Genomic DNA, 18,704 nt, shown 5'->3' on the forward strand with positions numbered 1-18,704 from the left:
CGCCCAACAGCATTAACGCGCGGGCCTATTGTCGCCTCGCGTCTCTCCCGCTTGAATGCGTCGAACCGGCCGCCTAGCTGATTCATGTTGCGCTGCGGAACGATCAAGAAGCCGGCGTATTGGAATTCATGCCCATTGCCGGCATCGCGCCGGCGGGCTCTTCAGGAATTCTTCCCAAGGGGATCCATTGATGACCGCTCCTGCCCAGACGCTGCGTCCGCCGTCCCGTACCCTGATGTTTCTGGAAGGGCGCGCGATCCACGAGTTCGGTGCATTTCTCGGCGCGCTGCCGCTGCTGAGCCTCGCGCCGCGTGGCGACGGTCATCCGGTGCTGGTGCTGCCGGGTCTGGTGGCCTCCGATGCGTCTACCCGTGCGTTGCGCGCGTTTCTGGCGAGCAAAGGCTATGCCGTGAGCGGCTGGCGCCAAGGCCGCAACTATGGCCTGCGCGACGGCGTGCAGCGCGCCATGGTCGATCTGGTCGAGGAGCTCAACGACAAGCATGAGCGCAAGATCAGTCTGGTTGGCTGGAGCCTCGGCGGCCTCTATGCGCGCCAGCTCGCCAAGATGATGCCCGACCGCGTGCGCCAGGTGATTACGCTCGGCAGCCCATTCGCCGGCAATCCCCGTTCCACCAATGCCTGGCGCGTCTACGAATGGGCGAGTGGGCGGAAGTCCGACGAGGTCGATCCGGAGTTCGGCGGCGAGCTCGCTGTCCCGCCGCCGGTGCCGACCACCGCAATCTTCAGCCGCACCGACGGTGTCTGCGCCTGGCAGGGTTGCATGGAGAAGTCAGGCGCGCAGACCGAGAGCATCGAGGTCGAGAGCAGCCATTGCGGCATGGGCCACCATCCCGCCGTGGTTTATGCCGTCGCCGACCGCCTTGCACAGAAGGAGGGCCAGTGGCGGCCGTTCGATCGCAGCGGCTGGCGCAGCCTCGCCTATCCCGATCCGCATCGGTAATCTACGCCTCCCCCCCGTTTGCGGGGAGAGGCCGACACGCGCCGAGCGATGCGAAGCATCGTCCGGGCGTGGCGCGTGAGGGGGACTCTCCACGAGTCCAACTCACCGAACGCGCGGAGACTTCCCCTCATCCCGACCTTCTCAGAGCGGGCTCTGCTCGTCTCGTCCCGCAAGCGGGGAGAAGGAGAAGAGACCGTTCCCGTTCCTTGTCGCGCCCGCACCAAACGCGCTAAGCCTGCCGCATGGCGCATCCGCTCTCTCGCATCATCGATCAGCTCAAGCGTGAGCCGTCACGCACCGGCTCCATCGTCATAACCATGTTCGGCGATGCCATCGTCCCGCGCGGCGGTGTGGTGTGGCTCGGCACATTGCTGGAATTCTTCGAAGGGCTCGACATCGATGCCGGCGTGGTGCGCACCGCGATGTCGCGGCTCGCTGCCGACGGCTGGCTGACGCGCGAGAAGGTCGGCCGCAACAGCTTTTATCGCCTCGCCGAGAAGGGGCGCGAAACGTTCGAGGCGGCGACGCGCCATATCTACGATCCGCCGCCGTCGAACTGGACCGGTCGCTTCGAGTTGCTTCTGATCGGCAACGGTGAAGACCGCGACGCCTCGCGCGAAGCGTTGCGCAATGCCGGCTTCGGCAGCCCGCTGCCCGGCGTCTGGGTTGCGCCGTCGGGCGTGCCGGTGCCGGAGGAGGCCACAGGTGCCATCCGTCTCGAAGTCTCTGCCGAGGATGACAGCGGCCGCCGCCTGCTCAGTGCCAGTTGGCCGCTGGAGCGCACCGCCGACGCTTATGTGAAATTCATGAAGACGTTCGAGCCGCTGCGCGCCGCCCTCGCGCGCGGCACGGACCTGTCCGAGGCCGACGCCTTCACCGCGCGTATCCTGCTGATCCACTATTACCGCCGCGTCGTGCTGCGCGATCCCCTGCTGCCCGAGAGCCTGTTGCCGGCGGATTGGCCGGGCAGGGTCGCCCGAGAGCTTTGCGGCGAAATCTATCGCGCGCTGCTTGCTCCGTCGGAACAATGGCTTGATGGCCATGGGACCAATGAGAAAGGCCCGCTGCCGCCGGCGCGAAAGCTCCTGGAACGGAGGTTCGGTGCCTGATTTTATGTTACAGAAATATCTTGCATGACGTGAATATTGTTATATATTCCTCCCAATACATTGGGAGGAATGCGCATGTACACCCAGGCGCTGAATACGGCGGAGACCGACGATCGCGGTCTTGAGGACGTCGCCAAGGCTGCGCAATTCCAGGCCCGCATCGATGCCGAGGAGCGCATCGAGCCGAACGACTGGATGCCGGCGGCCTATCGCAAGACGCTCACTCGCCAGATCTCCCAGCACGCCCATTCCGAAATCGTCGGCATGCTGCCCGAAGGTAACTGGATCACGCGCGCGCCGACACTGCGCCGCAAGGCCGCGCTGCTCGCCAAGGTGCAGGACGAGTGCGGGCATGGGCTTTATCTCTATGCCGCCGCCGAGACGCTCGGTGCCTCGCGTGAAGAGCTGGTCGACGCGATGCTCGCGGGCAAGGCGAAGTACTCCTCGATCTTCAACTATCCCACGCTGACCTGGGCCGACATCGGTACGATCGGCTGGCTGGTCGATGGCGCGGCGATCATGAACCAGATCCCGCTGTGCCGTTGCTCGTATGGTCCCTATGCCCGCGCGATGATCCGGGTCTGCAAGGAGGAGTCATTCCACCAGCGCCAGGGCTACGAGATCATGGTGACGCTGTGCCGCGGCTCGGACGAGCAGAAGGCGATGGCGCAGGATGCACTGAATCGCTGGTGGTGGCCGGTGCTGATGATGTTCGGTCCGCCGGATGCGGCGAGCCAGCACAGCGACGCCTCGACGAAGTGGAAGATCAAGCGCTTCTCCAATGACGAGCTGCGCCAGAAGTTCGTCGATGCCACCGTGCCGCAGGCGCAATATCTTGGCCTCACCATTCCCGATCCCGGCATGACACAGGATGCGGACGGGCACTGGCGTTACAGCGAGATCGATTGGACCGAGTTCAAGCAGGTGCTCGCCGGCAATGGTCCCTGCAACCGCGACCGCATGGCCGCGCGCCGCAAGGCGCATGGCGAGGGCGCCTGGGTCCGCGAGGCAGCAGCCGCTTATGCAGCCAAGCGCGCACGGCGTCAGACCGCGCAAGCGGCGGAATAGGGAGATCAAGATGGCCACGCCGAATACGCCGCTGTGGGAAGTTTTCATTCGCAGCCGCAACGGGCTCGCGCACAAGCACGTCGGTTCGCTGCACGCCAGCGATGCCACCATGGCGCTGCAAGCTGCCCGCGACATCTATACCCGCCGCGGTGAAGGCCTGTCGATCTGGGTGGTGCCATCCACCGCGATCACCGCAAGCGATCCTGCCGAGAAGGGCATGATGTTCGAGCCGGCGGAATCGAAGATTTATCGGCATCCGACCTTTTATGAAGTTCCGGACGAAGTGGGGCACATGTGATGGCGACCGCCAACATCCAGGTCTCTGAAACGCCGCTGGTGCTCTACGCCCTGCGGCGCGCCGATGATGCGCTGATCCTCGGTCACCGGTTGTCGGAATGGTGCGGGCATGCGCCGATGCTCGAAGAGGACATGGCGCTCTCCAATATTGCGCTCGACCTGATCGGCCAGGCACGAGAGCTCTACACCTTTGCCGCCAGGACCGAGGGCAAGGATAACGACGAGGACAAGCTGGCTTACTTGCGCGACGTCAGGCAGTATCGCAACGTGCTGCTCGTCGAGCAGCCGAACGGCGACTTCGCCCAGACCATGGTGCGGCAGCTCTTCTATTCCGCCTTTGCCGACCTCTATTGGCGCGCGATGGTGAATTCGGGCGACACGACGCTCGCGGCGATCGCAGCGAGGTCGGAGAAGGAGAGCGCCTATCATCTGCGCCATGCCTCCGAATGGATCATCCGGCTCGGCGACGGTACGGATGAGAGCCACGCCCGTGCGCAGAATGCGATCGAGCACCTCTGGGCGTTCACCGGCGAGATGTTCGCCGTCGACGATGGCGAGCGCGCTCTGATCCATGCCGGTATCGCGATCGATCCCGGCACCTTGCGCGGCCGCTGGCTGACGACGCTCTCCGAGATCATCGGCGAAGCAACGCTTCAGCTCCCGCAAAACGATTGGATGCAGCAGGGCGGTCGTTCCGGTCGCCACAGCGAGCATCTCGGCCATCTCCTGTCCGAGCTGCAGTCGATGCAACGGACGTTTCCGGGGCTGGCATGGTGACGGTGCTCGATCGCAACAGCGAATTGCGTCGGCGCGCCTGGGACGCGGCGGCGAGCGTGATCGATCCCGAAATTCCGGTTCTGACCATTGCTGATCTCGGTGTGCTTCGGGATGTCGTTGTGGAGGAAGACCGCGTCGAGGTTGTGATCACGCCGACCTATTCCGGCTGCCCGGCCATGAACATGATCGCGCTCGAAATCGAGGTCGCGCTGGAGCGCGCCGGCTTCCGCCATGCGAAAGTCCGCACAGTGTTGTCGCCGGCCTGGACCACGGACTGGATGAGCGAGGAGGGCCGCCGCAAGCTGCGTGCCTATGGCATCGTACCGCCGCAAGCGGCGAGCTCACGCCGCGCGCTGTTCGGCGAGCAGGCCGTCGCGTGCCCGCAATGCGGCTCCGACAAGACCGAGCTGCTGTCCGAATTCGGCTCGACCTCCTGCAAGGCGCTGTGGCGCTGCACGGCCTGCCGCGAACCCTTCGATTATTTCAAGTGTCACTAAGAGGCGCGTCATGGCAACCTCATCGTCATTGCGAGGAGCGAAGCGACGAAGCAATCCGGAATGTATCCGTGGAGGGATTCTGGATTGCTTCGCTGCGCTCGCAATGACGACGTCCCAGATCTAGGCAATCCCGATGTCCGCAGCCGCACCGCGCTTCCATCGCCTGGCCGTCAACGACCTCCGCCGTGAGGCGTCGGACGCCGTCTCGATGACGTTCGCCATTCCCGGCGAACTTGCCGACGACTATGCTTTCAGCCCGGGCCAGTATCTCACACTGCGCACCATGCTGGACGGCGAAGAAGTGCGCCGCTCCTATTCGATCTGCTCCGGCCCTGATGACGGCGAGATCCGCATTGCCGTGAAGAAGGTCGATGGCGGCGCGTTTTCGAGCTGGGCGGCGGACGAGCTGAAGCGCGGCGACGAACTCGACGTGATGACGCCGACCGGACGCTTCGGCGCTATTCCGGCCGCCGACGTCGGACGCATCCATGTCGGATTTGCCGCCGGCTCCGGTATCACGCCGATCCTGTCGATCGTCAAAGGCGTGCTGGCACGCGAGCCGGACAGCCGTTTTTTCCTGTTCTACGGCAACCGCACCACCGACAACATCATGTTCCGCGAGACGCTCGAGGAACTGAAGGATTGCTTCATCGATCGTCTCTCGATCTTCCACGTCATCTCCGGAGAGGAGCAGGATATCCCGATCCTGCATGGCCGGCTCGATGGCGAGAAGGTGAGGGTCCTGCTGCGCTCGCTGGTTCCGGCGGCTAGCGTCGATCACGTCTTCATCTGCGGCCCTCTTGGCATGAGCGAGGAGATCGAGGCGACGTGCCGCGATCTCGGCATCGGGGACGAGCGCATTCACGTGGAGCGCTTCGTCTCCGAATACGGCGGCAAGCCGCGGCCGAAGAAAGCCGTCGCGCCTGACGCGTCGCCGAAGGCGATCGCGTCCCTCATCATTGACGGCAAGCGCCGCGACGTGCCTGTCGCCGTGGACGAGGCGATCCTCGATGCTGCGCTGCGCGCCGGCGTCGATCTGCCCTTTGCCTGCAAGGGCGGGATGTGCTCGACCTGCCGCGCCAAGCTGGTGGAGGGCGAAGCGCCGATGGACATCAATTATTCGCTCGAGCCCTGGGAACTGAAGGCCGGCTTTGTGCTCACCTGCCAGGCCAAGCCATCGTCGGACCGCGTCGTGGTCGATTACGATCATGTCTGAAATCGTGTCTGATCGGCCGCATCGGACCTCATCGTTGCAAATGCATCGCATTGGTTGACAGCTTGGACCAACCAGCGGAACATCATGTGCGAACATCTGGCCGGGAGAAGCGCGTGAACGTCAAAGCCGCCTTGTCGCCCGAGGATATCGCCCGTGCCTGCGCCGAGGCGATGTGGGCCGAGGACGATGCGTCCAAAGGTCTCGGCATGGAGATCGTCGAGATCGGCCCGGGCTTCGCGACGCTGGCCATGGCGGTGCGGCCGGACATGGTCAACGGCCAGCGCATTGCCCATGGCGGCTTCATCTTCACGCTCGCCGATTCCGCCTTCGCCTTTGCCTGCAACTCGCACAATGAGCGGGTCGTCGCGGCGCAGGGGCAGATCACCTTCCTCAAGCCGGGCAAGCTCGGCGACCGCCTCGTTGCGACGGCGCGCGAGGTCAGTCGCGGTGGCCGTTCCGGCATCTATGATGTGCGTGTCACATCAGGTGATACCGTCATTGCTGAATTCCGTGGGCATTCGCGTGTCATTCCGGGCACGTGGCTGCCGGCGCAAGATCAATAAAGAGAAGAACACAGATGTGGGGAAACGAGTATGGCTTCGACGAAGCTGAAGGAAGGCGGCCGCACCTATAGGGCCGAGATGGACGCGCAGGAGCGCGCCTCACGCGACGAGATCATGGCGCTGCAAAAGCAGCGGCTGGCCTGGTCACTGAAGCACGCCTACGACAATGTCGCGCATTATCGCCAGGCCTTCGACAAGGCCGGCATGCATCCGTCCGACTTCCGCGAGCCCTCCGATCTCGCGAAGTTTCCGTTTACGGTGAAGACGGATCTGCGCGACAACTATCCGTTCAACATGTTTGCCGTGCCGCGCGAAAAACTGGTGCGCGTGCATGCCTCCTCGGGCACGACGGGCAAGCCGATCGTGGTCGGTTATACGCAACGCGACATCGACACCTGGTCGGAGGTGATGGCACGCTCGATCCGCGCCGCCGGCGGCCGCACCGGCATGATCATCCACAATGCCTATGGCTACGGCCTGTTCACGGGCGGTCTTGGCGTGCACTACGGCGCCGAAAAGCTCGGCTGCACCGTGGTGCCGATCTCGGGCGGCATGACCGAGCGGCAGGTCCAGCTGATCAACGATTTTCGGCCCGATATCATCACGGTGACGCCGAGCTACATGCTGGCGATCCTCGACGAGTTCAAGCGCCAGAAGCTCGACCCGCGCCAATGCTCGCTCAAGATCGGCATCTTCGGTGCCGAACCGTGGACCAACGCCATGCGCGCCGAGATCGAGGACGCTTTCGACATGGACGCGACCGACATCTATGGTCTCTCCGAGGTGATCGGTCCCGGCGTTGCGCAGGAATGCATCGAGACCAAGGATGGCCTGCATATCTGGGAGGACCATTTCTATCCGGAGGTGATCGACCCCGAGACCGGCGCAGTGCTGCCCGATGGCGAGAAGGGCGAACTCGTTTTCACCTCCCTCACCAAGGAAGCCTTCCCGGTGATCCGCTATCGCACCCGCGACCTGACGCGGCTGCTGGCAGGCACGGCGCGACCGGGCATGCGGCGGATGGAAAAGGTGACGGGCCGCTCGGACGACATGATCATCCTGCGCGGAGTCAATTTGTTCCCGACGCAGATCGAGGAGATCCTGCTCGCGACCGACTGGTGCGGCGGGCATTTCATCCTCGAGCTGACCCGCGCAGGCCGCATGGATGAATTGACCATCATCGCCGAAGCGCGGACCGAAAGCTGGGACGGGCGAGGGCTGATCGACCATGCCAACCGGATCTCGACCCATATCAAGAACACCATCGGCATCAGCTCCAGGGTTCAGGTGGTCGCGCCGGCTACGCTGGAGCGCTCGCTCGGCAAGGCCAAGCGCCTCTACGACAAGCGGCCCAAGGACTGACTTGACGGATTGACTTGACCGCCCCCAGAGGCGACAAGGCCCGCGAGCAATCGCGGGTCTTTCCTATGTCGCCAGCCGATACCAGAGCAGTCGAGGCGCGTTGCGTCCGCCTCAATGCCAAAGCCGAAAACGCCGCTGCGGTTGCACCTAGCGTCGAGCGTCATACGCTGACGCAGGGTCCGAACGATTTGCTGATCGAGGTGAAGGCCGCAGCCGTCAACCCCTCCGACGTCAAGGCCGCGACCGGGCTGATGCCTTACGCAGTGTTCCCCCGCACGCCTGGCCGCGACTATGCCGGCGTGGTGGTCGACGGGCCCGCCGGCACGATCGGCCAGGAAGTGTTCGGTTCGTCCGGCGATCTCGGCATCCGTCGCGACGGCACCCATGCCAGCCATCTCATTGTCGAGGCCGAGGCGGTGGTGGAGAAGCCGAAGGGGTTGTCTTGGGAAGAGGCCGCCGGGATCGGCGTGCCGTTCGTGACGGCCATGGAAGGCTTTCGTCGCGCCGGGATTCCAAAGCCCGGCGAAACCGTTCTGGTGTTCGGCGTCAACGGCAAGGTCGGCCAGGCTGCGGTGCAGATCGCAACCTGGCAGGGTGCGCGCGTCATCGGCGTGGTGCGCAAGGCGGAAGCCTATGAAGGGCATGCCAACGCGCCGATCGAGGTGATCGACGCCTCTGCCACCGATGTCGCCACGCGCGTGCGTGAACTGACCGGCGGCAAGGGCGCCGACATCGTCTTCAATACGGTCGGTGATCCCTATTTCCAGGCCGCGCACAAGTCGCTTGCGTTGCGCGGCCGCCAGATCCTGATCGCCGCGATTGACCGTATCGTGCAGTTCAACATCCTCGAATTCTATCGGGGGCAGCACACCTATGTCGGCATCGACACGCTCGGTCTGTCGTCGGCCGCGACCGGCGCGGTGCTGTGCGATCTCGGGCCAGGCTTTGCGAGCGGGCACCTGAGGCCATTCCCAATCAAGACGAACGCGGTCTATCCGCTCGAGCGAGCGAAGGAGGCCTACGTTGCGGTCGCGGGCTCCTCGCGGGACCGCGTGATCCTGAAGCCATAATCATGGACTCGACCCAACCCGTCATCCTCGCCGGCCTCGTCATTGGCCTAGTCTATGGTTCCGTCGGCTTGCTCAGCGGCTTCTGCCTGATGAGCAGCATGCGCGGATGGCTGGCGGAGGGAGATGGACGGCTGGTGCGAACCTACGCGCTGGCGATTGCTGTTGCGATCGCGGCCAGCCAGTTCCTGGCCGGCAACGGCGTGGTCGATCTCGGCAAGTCGGTCTACTTGCAGCCGACCTTCTCGGTGCCGGTGCTGTTCCTCGGCGGACTCCTGTTCGGTTACGGGATGGTGCTGTCGAACGGTTGCGGCTCGCGCGCGCTGGTGCTGCTTGGCCGGGGCAATCTCCGCTCGTTCGTCGTCGTGATCGTCCTTGCGATTGCCGCGCAGATGACACTCAAGGGCCTGATCGCGCCGGCACGCATTGCGCTGGTGCAGGCCTCGCAAACCACCGTCGGTACGAACACGCTACCGTCCTTGCTGGCGACGCTCGGTCTCACGGAAGCGCTTTCGCGCGTGCTGGCCGCGGCCGTGATCGTCCTCGCATTGATCCTGTTCGCTTTCGCGCAACCGGGGTTCCGCCGCTCGCCGGGCCAGATCGCGGCGGGCGTCGTTGTCGGTCTGCTCGTCGCCGGCGGTTGGTACGTCACCGGTTATCTTGGTGCTGACGACTTCAATCCGGTGCCGGTGACCTCGCTCACCTTCATCGCGCCGATCGCCGATAGCCTGCAATACGCCATGCTCTCGACTGGCCTGACGTTGAATTTCGGCATCGCGACCGTCGGTGGCGTCTTTGCCGGCAGTCTGGCGACCGCGGTTGCCACGGGCCGCTTCCAACTCGAAGGCTATTCCTCGCCGCGCCACATGCTGCGCTCGGCTGGCGGCGCCGCCCTGATGGGGATCGGCGGCGTGATGGCGTTCGGCTGCTCGATCGGGCAGGGGCTCACCGGGATGTCGACGCTTGCGGTGGGTTCGTTCATTGCGGTCGCCGGCATTCTGCTTGGCACGACGGCAGGCCTGCGCGGCGCATTGCGGGTTCAGCCGCTCGCGATCGCCTGACGGCGCAACAGCCGGTCACCCAATGTCGCAAGGCCAATGCCGGTGACGATCAGCGCGGCCGCGATCGCAAGGCTGATGTCGATTGGTTCACCCAGCAGGATCGCCGCACTGGCAATGCCGACGAGCGGCGTTCCGGTGGTGCCGAGCGAGGTCGTGAGCGCCGAGATGCTCTTGTTGACCATCGACATCGCCCAATAGGCCAGCGCAGTCCCGATCAAGCCCGAGTACAGGAACAGCAGCACGAGCCGCCACGACCATTCCGCGCGCGGGAGCCCATCCGCGACCAGCGCCGATCCCGTCAGCACGATGGTCGCGACCAGCACCTGCCAGATCAGGAGCTGGAGCGGAGATGCGATCCACCGGTGGGCGCGGATATAGATGATGTTCGCGGCCCAGGAGATCGCGGCCAGGATGACCATTCCGGCGCCGAGCAGGACGTTCGCATTGGTCCAGTCGATGGACGCCGGGTTCAGGATCACGGCAAGGCCGACCAGCCCGAGCAGGGCGCCGGCGAGCTTCGGCGCCGTCAGCGTATCCTTTCCGAGCAGAGGCGCTGATATCGCGACCCAGAGCGGTGTGGTGTAGCCGAGCACGATGGCCTTGCCCGCAGGCAGGAAACGCACACCGGCCGCAACCAGCACCGAGAACACCGTCATGTGCAGCAGCGCCACGCTCAAGACCACAGGAATGTCGCGCCGCTCCGGGATCACCAGATTGTTGCTCAGTCCGAGAATCACGAGCAATCCGGCCAGCGCGATCCAGCTCCGGATCGCCGAGGTCCACAGCGGCGGGAGGAACTGGACGAGCTGCTTGGTCACCGACCAGTTCACGCCCCAGGCCAATACGACGATGAGAAACAGGCCGACGGCGGTGCGGGGAGACAGGGAAGAGTTCATCGCAAGGTCCTTGAAGCAATCCGGTCCGGTGGATAGCATCCGACTTGGCACCTGAAAAAGTGCCAGATGTGAAAGGAAAAAGGTGCCAGTTTCGGAAGAGATGATCTCCGCGCTGATCAATTTGAAACGGGCCGGCGACGAGGGGCTGGTCGCGCAACTGACGAGCCAGCTCCGGAGCCTGATCGCAGCCGGCCGCCTCGCAAGAGGCCGCGCGCTGCCGTCGAGCCGACGGCTTGCGCGCGATCTCGGCGTCTCGCGCAACACCGTCACCTACGCGTTCGAGCAGCTCATTGCCGAGGGATATATCGAGGCGTCGCACGGACGTCGTCCGGTCGTGACGGTCGACGGCGGTGAGCGTGTCGAAGGGGGTGGCGCCGCCGCTTCGAATGTCCGTTCTGCCAAGCCGCGGCTCTCGCCTTGGGCTGCGAGGCTCAAGCAGAAGGACTGGCCGATGTCTTATCAGGCGTCGCTGAAGCCGCTGCGTCCGGGGCATGGAGATTTCAGGGAGTTTCCGGACGAGATCTGGGCGCGCTGCCTGCGCCGCAGTGCCGTGCGCGCCGCCAGGCGTGAGCTTGGTCCGATCAACCGCATTCGCTTGTGCGAAACCCTGGCGCATTATCTGGCGACCAGCAGGGGCGTTCGCGCCACGGCGGACCAGATCATGATCCTGCCGAGTGCGCAGGCCGCGCTGACCCTGATCGCAGCTGTTCTCATCACGCCGGGTGATGAGGTCTGGGTCGAGGATCCCGGTTATCCCGGCGCCGCAGCGGCCTTCCGTGCATCCGGTGCGCAGGTGACAGGCATGCGGCTCGACGAGCAGGGTATGGTGAGGATGCCGGGATTGGCTGCGCCCAAGCTCATCTTCATGACGCCATCGCACCAGCATCCGACGGGGCGGCTGATGTCTCTGGCGCGCCGGAGTGAATTCTTGAGGTCAAGCAGCCCCGGCAAGACCTGGATCGTGGAGGACGATTACGACGGTGAATTCCATTACGACAGCCGGCCGGTGCCGGCCCTGCAGGGGCTGGATGCCCATGGCCGCGTGTTCTATGTCGGCACGTTCTCGAAGGCGATGACGTCGGATATCCGGCTCGGCTATCTGGTCGCGCCGCCGGCGCTGGTCAGCAGGCTTGAGATCGCGCAGCGGCATATCGGTCTGATCGCGTCGAGCCACATCCAGGAAGCGCTCGCCGAGTTCATCGCCGACGGGCATTTCCTCGCGCATCTGCGCCGGGTCCGCCGGCTCTATCACGCGAGGCGTGATCATCTCGTCGAGGGACTGCAACGCCATCTCAGTGATGTACTCGCGGTCGAGGTGCCCTCGGGCGGCATCCAGCTCGTCGCCCGCCTCAAGCGCGGTCGCGCAGATCAGACCGCCGTGAAGCGGTTGGTTAACGCAGGGGTTGAAACGCGAGCCCTGTCCAGCCTGGCGCTCGGCAAGCCGCGCGACCACGGCCTGTTGCTCGGCTTTGCAGCCTGGCGCGAGAACGAGATCAGCGCGGCGCTACGGACGATGGCGTCGTGCTTCTAGCGCGCTAGTCCGCGGCCTTGGTCACGATACGGATCTCCGAAGTCAGCGTCCGGTGCACGGGGCACTTGTCCGCGATCTCCATCAGCTTCCTGCGCTGCTCGGCATCCAGGCTACCTTCCATCGCGATATCGCGCTCGATCTGGTCGAGCATACCATCGCGCGTCTCGCACTCCGCGCAGTCCTTGGCGTAGATCTTCGAATGCTTCAGCGTAACCGTGACGCGATCGAGCGGCAGCGACTTGCGGTCGGCATAGAGGCGCATGGTCATGGAAGTGCAGGCGCCGAGACCTGCCAGCAGGAAGTCATAGGGACCAGGACCGGCATCATCGCCGCCGGCCGCCTTCGGCTCGTCCGCCACGAGATGATGCGGCCCGACGGTGATGGTCTGATTGAACTTGCTCTTGCGGGTCTCCTGCACCACCACTTTGCGCGCTTCCTCTGGAAGGTCCACCGCCCTCGCAGGACTTGCCGTATCGATGTAACGGCTTGCCCAGGCGGCGATCAGATCGGCCGCGTAGAGTGCGTCGGTTGGTTTGGTCAACAGATGATCGGCGTGGTCGAGCGAGACGAAGCTCTTGGGGTGTCTGGCCGCAACGAAGATCTTCGTTGCATTGTCGATGCCGACGGTGTCGTCGACCGGCGAGTGCATGATCAGCAGCGCCTTATGCAGGCCTGCGATGTCCTTCATCAGCTCGTGCTCGGCGACGTCCTCGAGGAATTCGCGCCTGATCCGGAATGGCCGCCCCGCGAGCGAGACCTCGACCTCTCCCTGGGCGCGGATGTCATCGAGATGTTCCTTGAAGAGGCCGGTGACGTGCGCGGGATCGGAAGGCGCCGCAATGGTCGCAACAGCCTTGGCCTCCGGAACTTGTCCGGCCGCCGCCAGAATCGCGGCGCCGCCGAGGCTATGGCCGATCAGGACCGACGGTGCCTTGCGCGTTGCGCGCAGATGGTCGGCAGCGCGCACGAGATCGGCGACATTGGAGGAGAACGTCGAATTGGCGAAATCGCCTTCACTCGAGCCCAGTCCGGTGAAGTCGAAGCGCAGCACAGCAATGCCCCTGGCAGCAAGCGCAACCGCGATCCGTTTCGCGGCCAGGGTATCCTTGCCGCAGGTGAAACAGTGCGCGAACAGCGCGTAAGCTGCGGGCTCACCGTCCGGCAGCTCCAACGCAGCCGCGAGCTGATGGCCGCCCTCGCCGGTGAATTGAAAGCGTTCGGTCGGCATGGGCGTCCCCCTTTGTTAGCTGGATCTAATCGCCTGAATAGCGTTGCTCGGCCCAGGGATCACCGCGGTTATGATAGCCGCGGACTTCCCAGAAGCCAGGCGCATCTTCGGTCAGGAACTCGATGGCCTGCAGCCATTTGGCGCTCTTCCAGAAATACAGATGTGGCACGACGAGCCGCACCGGGCCGCCATGCTCATCCGACAAGGGCTGGCCCGACCAGCTATGGGCGAGCAGCGCGTCTTCGGCGGCAAAGTCTTCCAGCGCAAGGTTGGTGGTGTAGCCATCGTAGGAATGCAGCACGACGAAGCGCGCAGCTTCCCGGGGCTGGCAGACCGCGAGCAGCTCGCGCGTCGCAAGCCCTTCCCATTCATTGTCGTAACGCGACCAGGTCGTGACGCAATGGATATCGGAGGTGAACTGGTCCTGCTTCTGTGCGGCGAATTCGGCAAAGGTCCAGAACACCGGCTTCTCGATCGCGCCGTAGACGTCGAGCCGCCAGCGCTCGCGCGAGACGGGCGGCATGACGCCGAGATCGAGCACCGGCCAGTCCTTGGTGAGATGCTGGCCCGGTGGCAGGCGCTGATCCTCCGGGCGCGTGAGCTTGCCGGTGAGGAACCGGCCTTCGCGTGCCCACTTCTCCTTGGTGCGCGTCAGCTTGCTGTCGGATGGCGTTTCGTCGGCCATGGTCTACTCGTAAATGGGCTACTCGTGGCGATGCATCGCCGAGGCATGCTTGGTGTCGCGCATGCTGGAATAGATGATCAGCGACAGGCAGATGATTCCGGCAAGATAGTAATAGAACCATTCCTCGTGCCCGATGGTCTTGAAATAAAGCGCAATGGCCGGTGCCGTGCCGCCGAAGATCGAGACCGTGATCGCATAGGGCAGGCCGACGCCGAGGGCGCGGACATTGGTCGGAAACAGCTCGGCCTTCACCACCGCGTTGATCGAGGTGTAACCCGCGACGAACAGCCAGGCGGCGCAGATCAGCAGAAAGGCCATGAAAGGCGACTTGGTCTCCTTCAGCGTCATCAGCAGCGGTACGGTCGCGAGCGTGCCTGCGACGCCGAAGAAAATAAGCAGTGGCTTGCGCCCAATCTTGTCGGAGATCGCGCCATAGATCGGCTGGAGGATGGTCGCGAATATCAGCGTGCCAAAGATCACCAATGTGGACTGGTCCGCCGTCAGGCCTACAGAGAGCTTGACGAAGGTCTGCATATAAGTGGTGAAGGTGTAGAATGCCGCGGTGCCGCCGGCGGTGAGGCCGACCACCAGCAGCAGTTCGCGCGGATAACGCAGCAGATTGGTTATCGAGCCGGTCGGCTTCACCACCTTCTTGGCTTGCTCGAACGCCTCCGTTTCATGCAGGTCCCGTCGCATCACGGCGGCAAAGATCGCAAGGGCAGCGCCGATCGCGAACGGGATCCGCCAGCCCCAGGCCTTGAGTTCGTCGGGCGTCAGGAAGACTTTTTGCAGCAGCAAAAGCACAATGATCGCGGTGAGCTGGCCGCCGATCAGCGTGACGTATTGAAAGCTGGAATAAAAGCCACGATGCCGGGGATCGGCGACTTCGCTGAGATAGGTGGCGCTTGCACCGTATTCGCCGCCAAGGCTCAAGCCTTCGATCACCCGGGCGAGCGCCAGGATCACTGGCGCGGCAAAGCCGATCGTGGCATAGGCCGGCGTCAGCGCGATGATCAGCGAGCCGAAGCACATGAACACGACCGACAGGGTCAGCGAGATGCGGCGGCCGAAATGGTCGGCGAGATAGCCGAAGAACCAGCCGCCCAGCGGGCGCATCAGGAAGGTCGCCGCGAACACCACGGCAGCGTTCAATTGCTGGACGACGGGGTCGTTGCCGGGGAAGAAGGCCGGCGCGAAATAGAGCGCGAACGCCGTATAGGCGTAGAAGTCGTACCACTCGACGAGATTGCCGATCGAGCCGATGAAGATCGCCTTGATCCGCCGCTTGGCGTCAGCGAGATCGATCTGGTCGGAGGCCGGTTGCGTTGCTTGCTCTGACACGTCCGGCCCCTTGTTGATGTTGGGAAGGCCTACATCGCCTTTCCGAGCAGAAATGGCAACTGGCGGGGACCTCTCACGGTGCCCTGTGACCAGGTCACCGTGCCCGCCGGATCAAGCCGGAAGTCCGGGATCCGCTTCAGCCACTCCTCGAGGGCGACCTGCATCTCCATGCGCGCCAGGTTGGAACCGACGCAGCGGTGGATGCCGAGGCCAAAAGCGGCATGGCGATTCTCCCTGCGGTCGATCACGACCTTGTCAGCATCCGGGAACATCTTTGGGTCGCGATTCGCGGCCGGGAAGGACAGCAGCACCATGTTGCCCGCCTTGACCGGGCAGCCCGAAATCGTGGTCTCCTTGACCACCTCGCGCGCCATGGTCACAGGCGAAAAGGCGCGAAGCAGCTCCTCCACGGCGGTCGGCATCATCTCGGGTTCGGCGATCAGCCGCTCGCGGTCTACAGGCGTCCTGGCGAGATGCCAGAGCGAGGAACCGATCGCGCTCCACGTGGTGTCGATGCCGGCGATCAGAAGCAACCGCAGAGAACCCAGCACGTGCGACTCCTCCAGAGGCTTGCCCGCCTTGTCCCTGGCGTTCATCAGGTAGGAGATCAGATCGTCCGTCGGCTTGTCCTTGCGGGCCTCGATATGAGCGCCGAAATAGGCGCTCATCTCCTGCACGGCCTGGAGCAGCTTGCTCTCGTCCTTGATGCCGAGCTCGAGGATCATGTGGATCCATTTGATGAAGAGATCGCTGTCGCTCTCGGGAATACCGAGCATGTGCGCGATCGCACGAACCGGGATGTATTTGCTATAGCGCGCGGCGGCGTCGACCTTGCCGTCCGCGATGAACCCGTCGATCAGTTCGTTGCAGATCGCGCGCATCCGCGGTTCGAGCTTCTTCATCGCATCCGGCGTGAACGGCGGCAGCAGCAATTGCTTGGCCGGCTTGTGCGCAGGCGGATCGGATGTGATGGGCGGGGCGGCATTCCTGCTGGTGATCTCCGGCCGGACGTCGCGCACGATAATGCGACGCGAGGAGAAATGCTCGGTGTCGTTGGCGATCTCACGCACCGCTTCATAAGTCGTCGGCATGTAGCAGCCGAGGAAGCGCTCGGTGTGCACGACCGGGCTCGCGGCGCGCAGCTCTTCCCAGATCGGAAACGGATCTTCTGTCCATTGTGGATCGGTGTGGTCGAAGTCGTTGACCCAGTCGGTCACAGGCGGATGAGCGGCAGGCGGGCTGACGTCGGACATCTCAACAAAATCCCTTGGCTCGTGTTCGCTGAAGGCGCGCGGAGGGCGCACGGGGGCCGCTACTCCTCGATCACATCGATCGCGATTTCCGGGCAATTGGACTTCGCAAGCCAGGCCTTGTCTTCAAGGCCGGGCGGAACCGTGCCGTCGCCCGCTTCATGAGCGTTGCCGTATTCGTCAAGCTCGAACAGCTCCGGGGCGAGCGCCTTACAGCGCGCGTGGCCCTGGCACTTGTCGGGATCGACGTGAACCCTCAGTCGCTCTGTCATGGCGGCTCCCTCGGTCGTATGCGCGCGGCCTGAAAGGCGGCGCGTTCCCCATATGATTTTATCCGCGGCATCTGCCGCGAAGTTATATGCTATTACATTCGGGTCAGGCTTCCCCTGTCAAGCGCAAACTTATAGGCTCCGCGGCGACATGCGTTCACAAGTTGCTCGTAAGCCCGGGAACACCTACCACCATGGCGATCTCCGCGACGCCCTGATCAAGGCTGCGCTGCGCGAGGCGGAGCAGGGCGGGGCCGAAGCGATCAGCATCAAGGCGCTGGCAAAGCAGCTCGGTGTTTCGCAGCCGGCGCCCTATCGTCATTTCGCCGACCGCGAGGCGCTGCTTGCCGCGGTGACGGCGGAAGCGTTCCGGCAGTTCAGCGCGATGTTGCGCGAAGCGATGGCGAAGCCATCCAGGCAATCAAAGCTCTCGCGCCTGGCGCAGACAACGCTGGATTTTGGCCTGCGCCGCAACGGCATCTATCGTTTGATGTTCGCCTCGCGGACCGTGTCATGCGCGGCCAAGGGCAGCGAGTTGCACGAGGCCACGCGCGAGACCTTTGCGCTCGTGATCGAAGCGTTGGATGCGCCTGCGGTCGGCTTCTTGCGCGAGCGGCAAGCCCTGAAGATCTGGGCGGCGCTGCACGGCGTGGTGATGCTGGCCGAGCAGGGTCTGTTCACCGGTGAGGCGGCGCACGCCACGCGCGAGGAATTGGTCGAGGATTTCGTGACCGAGACGAAGGCCGCGCTCGCCGTTGCGATCAAGGATGCGCAGCGCCAAAAGAAGGCCGGCGCCTAAGTCGTCGCTGTCAGGAGGCGCTTCAGCTTCCCGACCGCGCTGTCCGGCGTCGTCACGACGGGCCGGCCTGTGGCCTCCGCGACCAGCGGTGCCGTTGCCGCGATACTGAACTGCGCGAGCGCGATGACGTCGCAGTCGCACAAATCGCGTGCGGCCTCGACAATCAACCGATCGTGTGTGGCGCGGTCGCCGCGATCGAGTGCGGCAAGCGCTCCGTCGGCAAGTTTCGGCATGATCTGGACGGAAGCCGGAAACTCCGGCGGCATCGACACCAGTGTCGGCGGGAAGGTCGAAAGCAGGCCAATGCGCTTGCCCATTGTCACCGCCCGTTCGATCATCGCCTCGTTCGGCTTCAGCACCGGCATCGGCGCGTGCGCCCGAGCGACCGCCTCGATGCAGGGACCGAAGGCCGAGCAGGTGAACAGGATCGCACTGGCTCCGGTCGCTGCCGCATAGTCGCCGAGCGCGAGAAAGCGGTCGGTCATCGCTTCGTTGAGCCTGCCTTCGCGCGCGAGGTCCGCCGACAGGCTGTCGTCGAGCAGGTTCATCAGCCGCGCCTCCGGCCACGCTTGGGCAAATGCCGCCTCGATCGGCGCGATGGAGTGTTTGAGAGCGTGGATCAGCGCGATGCGCATGGGTGCGTCATTGAACGTGGTTACCCGGGTCTTGTGCCCCCGACGCAGCGCAGCACGAAGTGGTGCGCCGCTGAGCCGGGGGCCATTCTCTC

Annotated in this window: 20 protein-coding genes; 13 read left to right on the forward strand and 7 right to left on the reverse strand. The window is 64.2% G+C overall.

Translation table 11 applies throughout. The features are described from left to right. Positions 1-190 precede the first annotated feature (190 nt). From XH88_RS21135 to XH88_RS21185, 11 genes are all read left to right on the forward strand, one after another. Positions 191-961 (forward strand): esterase/lipase family protein, encoded by a 771-nt coding sequence (locus XH88_RS21135; RefSeq protein WP_271670169.1) that lies wholly within the window; start codon positions 191-193, stop codon positions 959-961. 242 nt (positions 962-1,203) lie between these two features. Then, on the forward strand, positions 1,204-2,070 hold the full coding sequence (gene paaX, locus XH88_RS21140) for a phenylacetic acid degradation operon negative regulatory protein PaaX (RefSeq protein WP_271670170.1): 867 nt from the start codon (positions 1,204-1,206) through the stop codon (positions 2,068-2,070). A gap of 75 nt (positions 2,071-2,145) precedes the next feature. After that, positions 2,146-3,138: a 1,2-phenylacetyl-CoA epoxidase subunit PaaA gene (gene paaA, locus XH88_RS21145; protein ID WP_271670171.1), complete on the forward strand. Its 993-nt coding sequence runs from the start codon at positions 2,146-2,148 to the stop codon at positions 3,136-3,138. A gap of 10 nt (positions 3,139-3,148) precedes the next feature. Beyond that, complete coding sequence (gene paaB / locus XH88_RS21150; RefSeq protein ID WP_080136639.1) at positions 3,149-3,436, forward strand: 1,2-phenylacetyl-CoA epoxidase subunit PaaB; 288 nt, start codon at positions 3,149-3,151, stop codon at positions 3,434-3,436. After that, the gene (gene paaC, locus XH88_RS21155; RefSeq protein WP_271670172.1) at positions 3,436-4,212 is read left to right on the forward strand and encodes a 1,2-phenylacetyl-CoA epoxidase subunit PaaC; all 777 of its coding nucleotides are present in this window, start codon (positions 3,436-3,438) and stop codon (positions 4,210-4,212) included. Before paaB ends, paaC begins: the two co-directional genes overlap by 1 nt. After that, positions 4,206-4,709 (forward strand): 1,2-phenylacetyl-CoA epoxidase subunit PaaD, encoded by a 504-nt coding sequence (gene paaD, locus XH88_RS21160; protein ID WP_271670173.1) that lies wholly within the window; start codon positions 4,206-4,208, stop codon positions 4,707-4,709. Before paaC ends, paaD begins: the two co-directional genes overlap by 7 nt. 133 nt (positions 4,710-4,842) lie before the next feature. After that, positions 4,843-5,925, forward strand: coding sequence for a 1,2-phenylacetyl-CoA epoxidase subunit PaaE (gene paaE / locus XH88_RS21165; RefSeq protein WP_271670174.1), 1,083 nt, complete (start codon positions 4,843-4,845; stop codon positions 5,923-5,925). A 113-nt stretch (positions 5,926-6,038) separates the two neighbouring features. Further along, positions 6,039-6,488: a hydroxyphenylacetyl-CoA thioesterase PaaI gene (gene paaI, locus XH88_RS21170; protein WP_271670175.1), complete on the forward strand. Its 450-nt coding sequence runs from the start codon at positions 6,039-6,041 to the stop codon at positions 6,486-6,488. A 30-nt stretch (positions 6,489-6,518) separates the two neighbouring features. Then, positions 6,519-7,850 (forward strand): phenylacetate--CoA ligase PaaK, encoded by a 1,332-nt coding sequence (paaK, locus tag XH88_RS21175; protein ID WP_271670176.1) that lies wholly within the window; start codon positions 6,519-6,521, stop codon positions 7,848-7,850. Between the two features lie 65 nt (positions 7,851-7,915). Further along, positions 7,916-8,920, forward strand: coding sequence for a quinone oxidoreductase family protein (locus XH88_RS21180; RefSeq protein ID WP_271670177.1), 1,005 nt, complete (start codon positions 7,916-7,918; stop codon positions 8,918-8,920). 2 nt (positions 8,921-8,922) lie between these two features. Next, a complete protein-coding gene (locus tag XH88_RS21185) occupies positions 8,923-9,978 on the forward strand; it encodes a YeeE/YedE family protein (protein ID WP_271670178.1) in 1,056 nt (351 codons plus the stop codon). Here the strand turns inward: XH88_RS21185 and XH88_RS21190 are convergent. Continuing rightward, a complete protein-coding gene (locus XH88_RS21190; RefSeq protein ID WP_271670179.1) occupies positions 9,957-10,874 on the reverse strand; it encodes a DMT family transporter in 918 nt (305 codons plus the stop codon). The genes XH88_RS21185 and XH88_RS21190 overlap by 22 nt on opposite strands. Positions 10,875-10,974: 100 nt before the next feature. On the opposite strand from XH88_RS21190, the gene pdxR reads away from it, so the two are divergent. Further along, entirely contained in the window at positions 10,975-12,405 is a 1,431-nt protein-coding gene (gene pdxR / locus XH88_RS21195; RefSeq protein WP_271670408.1) for a MocR-like pyridoxine biosynthesis transcription factor PdxR, read from the forward strand. Positions 12,406-12,409: 4 nt separating this feature from the next. Here pdxR and XH88_RS21200 read toward each other — a convergent pair whose 3' ends face one another. Genes XH88_RS21200 through XH88_RS21220 form a run of 5 tightly spaced genes read right to left on the reverse strand, consistent with a single transcriptional unit; the run spans position 12,410 to position 17,181 of the window. Further along, the gene (locus XH88_RS21200) at positions 12,410-13,633 is read right to left on the reverse strand and encodes a bifunctional alpha/beta hydrolase/OsmC family protein (RefSeq protein ID WP_271670180.1); all 1,224 of its coding nucleotides are present in this window, start codon (positions 13,631-13,633) and stop codon (positions 12,410-12,412) included. 25 nt (positions 13,634-13,658) lie between these two features. Further along, positions 13,659-14,318 (reverse strand): sulfite oxidase-like oxidoreductase, encoded by a 660-nt coding sequence (locus tag XH88_RS21205; protein WP_271670181.1) that lies wholly within the window; start codon positions 14,316-14,318, stop codon positions 13,659-13,661. An 18-nt stretch (positions 14,319-14,336) separates the two neighbouring features. Beyond that, positions 14,337-15,659: an MFS transporter gene (locus XH88_RS21210; protein ID WP_271670182.1), complete on the reverse strand. Its 1,323-nt coding sequence runs from the start codon at positions 15,657-15,659 to the stop codon at positions 14,337-14,339. Positions 15,660-15,688: 29 nt separating this feature from the next. Further along, on the reverse strand, positions 15,689-16,912 hold the full coding sequence (locus XH88_RS21215; protein WP_271670183.1) for a cytochrome P450: 1,224 nt from the start codon (positions 16,910-16,912) through the stop codon (positions 15,689-15,691). A 59-nt stretch (positions 16,913-16,971) separates the two neighbouring features. After that, positions 16,972-17,181 carry a ferredoxin gene (locus XH88_RS21220; RefSeq protein ID WP_007607931.1) on the reverse strand — a complete coding sequence of 70 codons (210 nt, stop codon included), beginning with the start codon at positions 17,179-17,181 and terminating at the stop codon, positions 16,972-16,974. Positions 17,182-17,329: 148 nt separating this feature from the next. Here XH88_RS21220 and XH88_RS21225 point away from each other — a divergent pair, with 148 nt between their 5' ends. Beyond that, entirely contained in the window at positions 17,330-17,977 is a 648-nt protein-coding gene (locus XH88_RS21225; RefSeq protein WP_271670184.1) for a TetR/AcrR family transcriptional regulator, read from the forward strand. On the opposite strand, the gene XH88_RS21230 is transcribed toward XH88_RS21225, so the two are convergent. Next, positions 17,974-18,612, reverse strand: coding sequence for an aspartate/glutamate racemase family protein (locus tag XH88_RS21230; RefSeq protein WP_271670185.1), 639 nt, complete (start codon positions 18,610-18,612; stop codon positions 17,974-17,976). The genes XH88_RS21225 and XH88_RS21230 overlap by 4 nt on opposite strands. Between the last annotated feature and the right edge of the window lie 92 nt (positions 18,613-18,704).

It is taken from the genome of Bradyrhizobium sp. CCBAU 51627 (assembly GCF_028128765.1).
Classification (GTDB): Bacteria; Pseudomonadota; Alphaproteobacteria; order Rhizobiales; family Xanthobacteraceae; genus Bradyrhizobium.

What these genes read in the sequence shown, in the direction of transcription:
- XH88_RS21215 (WP_271670183.1), bottom strand. Translation starts at nt 16,912, where the DNA reads ATGTCCGACGTCAGCCCGCCTGCCGCTCATCCGCCTGTGACCGACTGG.
- XH88_RS21185 (WP_271670178.1), top strand. Translation starts at nt 8,923, where the DNA reads ATGGACTCGACCCAACCCGTCATCCTCGCCGGCCTCGTCATTGGCCTA.
- XH88_RS21225 (WP_271670184.1), top strand. Translation starts at nt 17,330, where the DNA reads ATGCGTTCACAAGTTGCTCGTAAGCCCGGGAACACCTACCACCATGGC.
- paaA (WP_271670171.1), top strand. Translation starts at nt 2,146, where the DNA reads ATGTACACCCAGGCGCTGAATACGGCGGAGACCGACGATCGCGGTCTT.
- pdxR (WP_271670408.1), top strand. Translation starts at nt 10,975, where the DNA reads ATGATCTCCGCGCTGATCAATTTGAAACGGGCCGGCGACGAGGGGCTG.
- XH88_RS21220 (WP_007607931.1), bottom strand. Translation starts at nt 17,181, where the DNA reads ATGACAGAGCGACTGAGGGTTCACGTCGATCCCGACAAGTGCCAGGGC.
- paaK (WP_271670176.1), top strand. Translation starts at nt 6,519, where the DNA reads ATGGCTTCGACGAAGCTGAAGGAAGGCGGCCGCACCTATAGGGCCGAG.
- XH88_RS21230 (WP_271670185.1), bottom strand. Translation starts at nt 18,612, where the DNA reads ATGCGCATCGCGCTGATCCACGCTCTCAAACACTCCATCGCGCCGATC.
- paaE (WP_271670174.1), top strand. Translation starts at nt 4,843, where the DNA reads ATGTCCGCAGCCGCACCGCGCTTCCATCGCCTGGCCGTCAACGACCTC.
- XH88_RS21180 (WP_271670177.1), top strand. Translation starts at nt 7,916, where the DNA reads ATGTCGCCAGCCGATACCAGAGCAGTCGAGGCGCGTTGCGTCCGCCTC.
- paaX (WP_271670170.1), top strand. Translation starts at nt 1,204, where the DNA reads ATGGCGCATCCGCTCTCTCGCATCATCGATCAGCTCAAGCGTGAGCCG.
- paaD (WP_271670173.1), top strand. Translation starts at nt 4,206, where the DNA reads ATGGTGACGGTGCTCGATCGCAACAGCGAATTGCGTCGGCGCGCCTGG.
- XH88_RS21205 (WP_271670181.1), bottom strand. Translation starts at nt 14,318, where the DNA reads ATGGCCGACGAAACGCCATCCGACAGCAAGCTGACGCGCACCAAGGAG.
- paaC (WP_271670172.1), top strand. Translation starts at nt 3,436, where the DNA reads ATGGCGACCGCCAACATCCAGGTCTCTGAAACGCCGCTGGTGCTCTAC.
- XH88_RS21200 (WP_271670180.1), bottom strand. Translation starts at nt 13,633, where the DNA reads ATGCCGACCGAACGCTTTCAATTCACCGGCGAGGGCGGCCATCAGCTC.
- XH88_RS21135 (WP_271670169.1), top strand. Translation starts at nt 191, where the DNA reads ATGACCGCTCCTGCCCAGACGCTGCGTCCGCCGTCCCGTACCCTGATG.
- XH88_RS21190 (WP_271670179.1), bottom strand. Translation starts at nt 10,874, where the DNA reads ATGAACTCTTCCCTGTCTCCCCGCACCGCCGTCGGCCTGTTTCTCATC.
- paaB (WP_080136639.1), top strand. Translation starts at nt 3,149, where the DNA reads ATGGCCACGCCGAATACGCCGCTGTGGGAAGTTTTCATTCGCAGCCGC.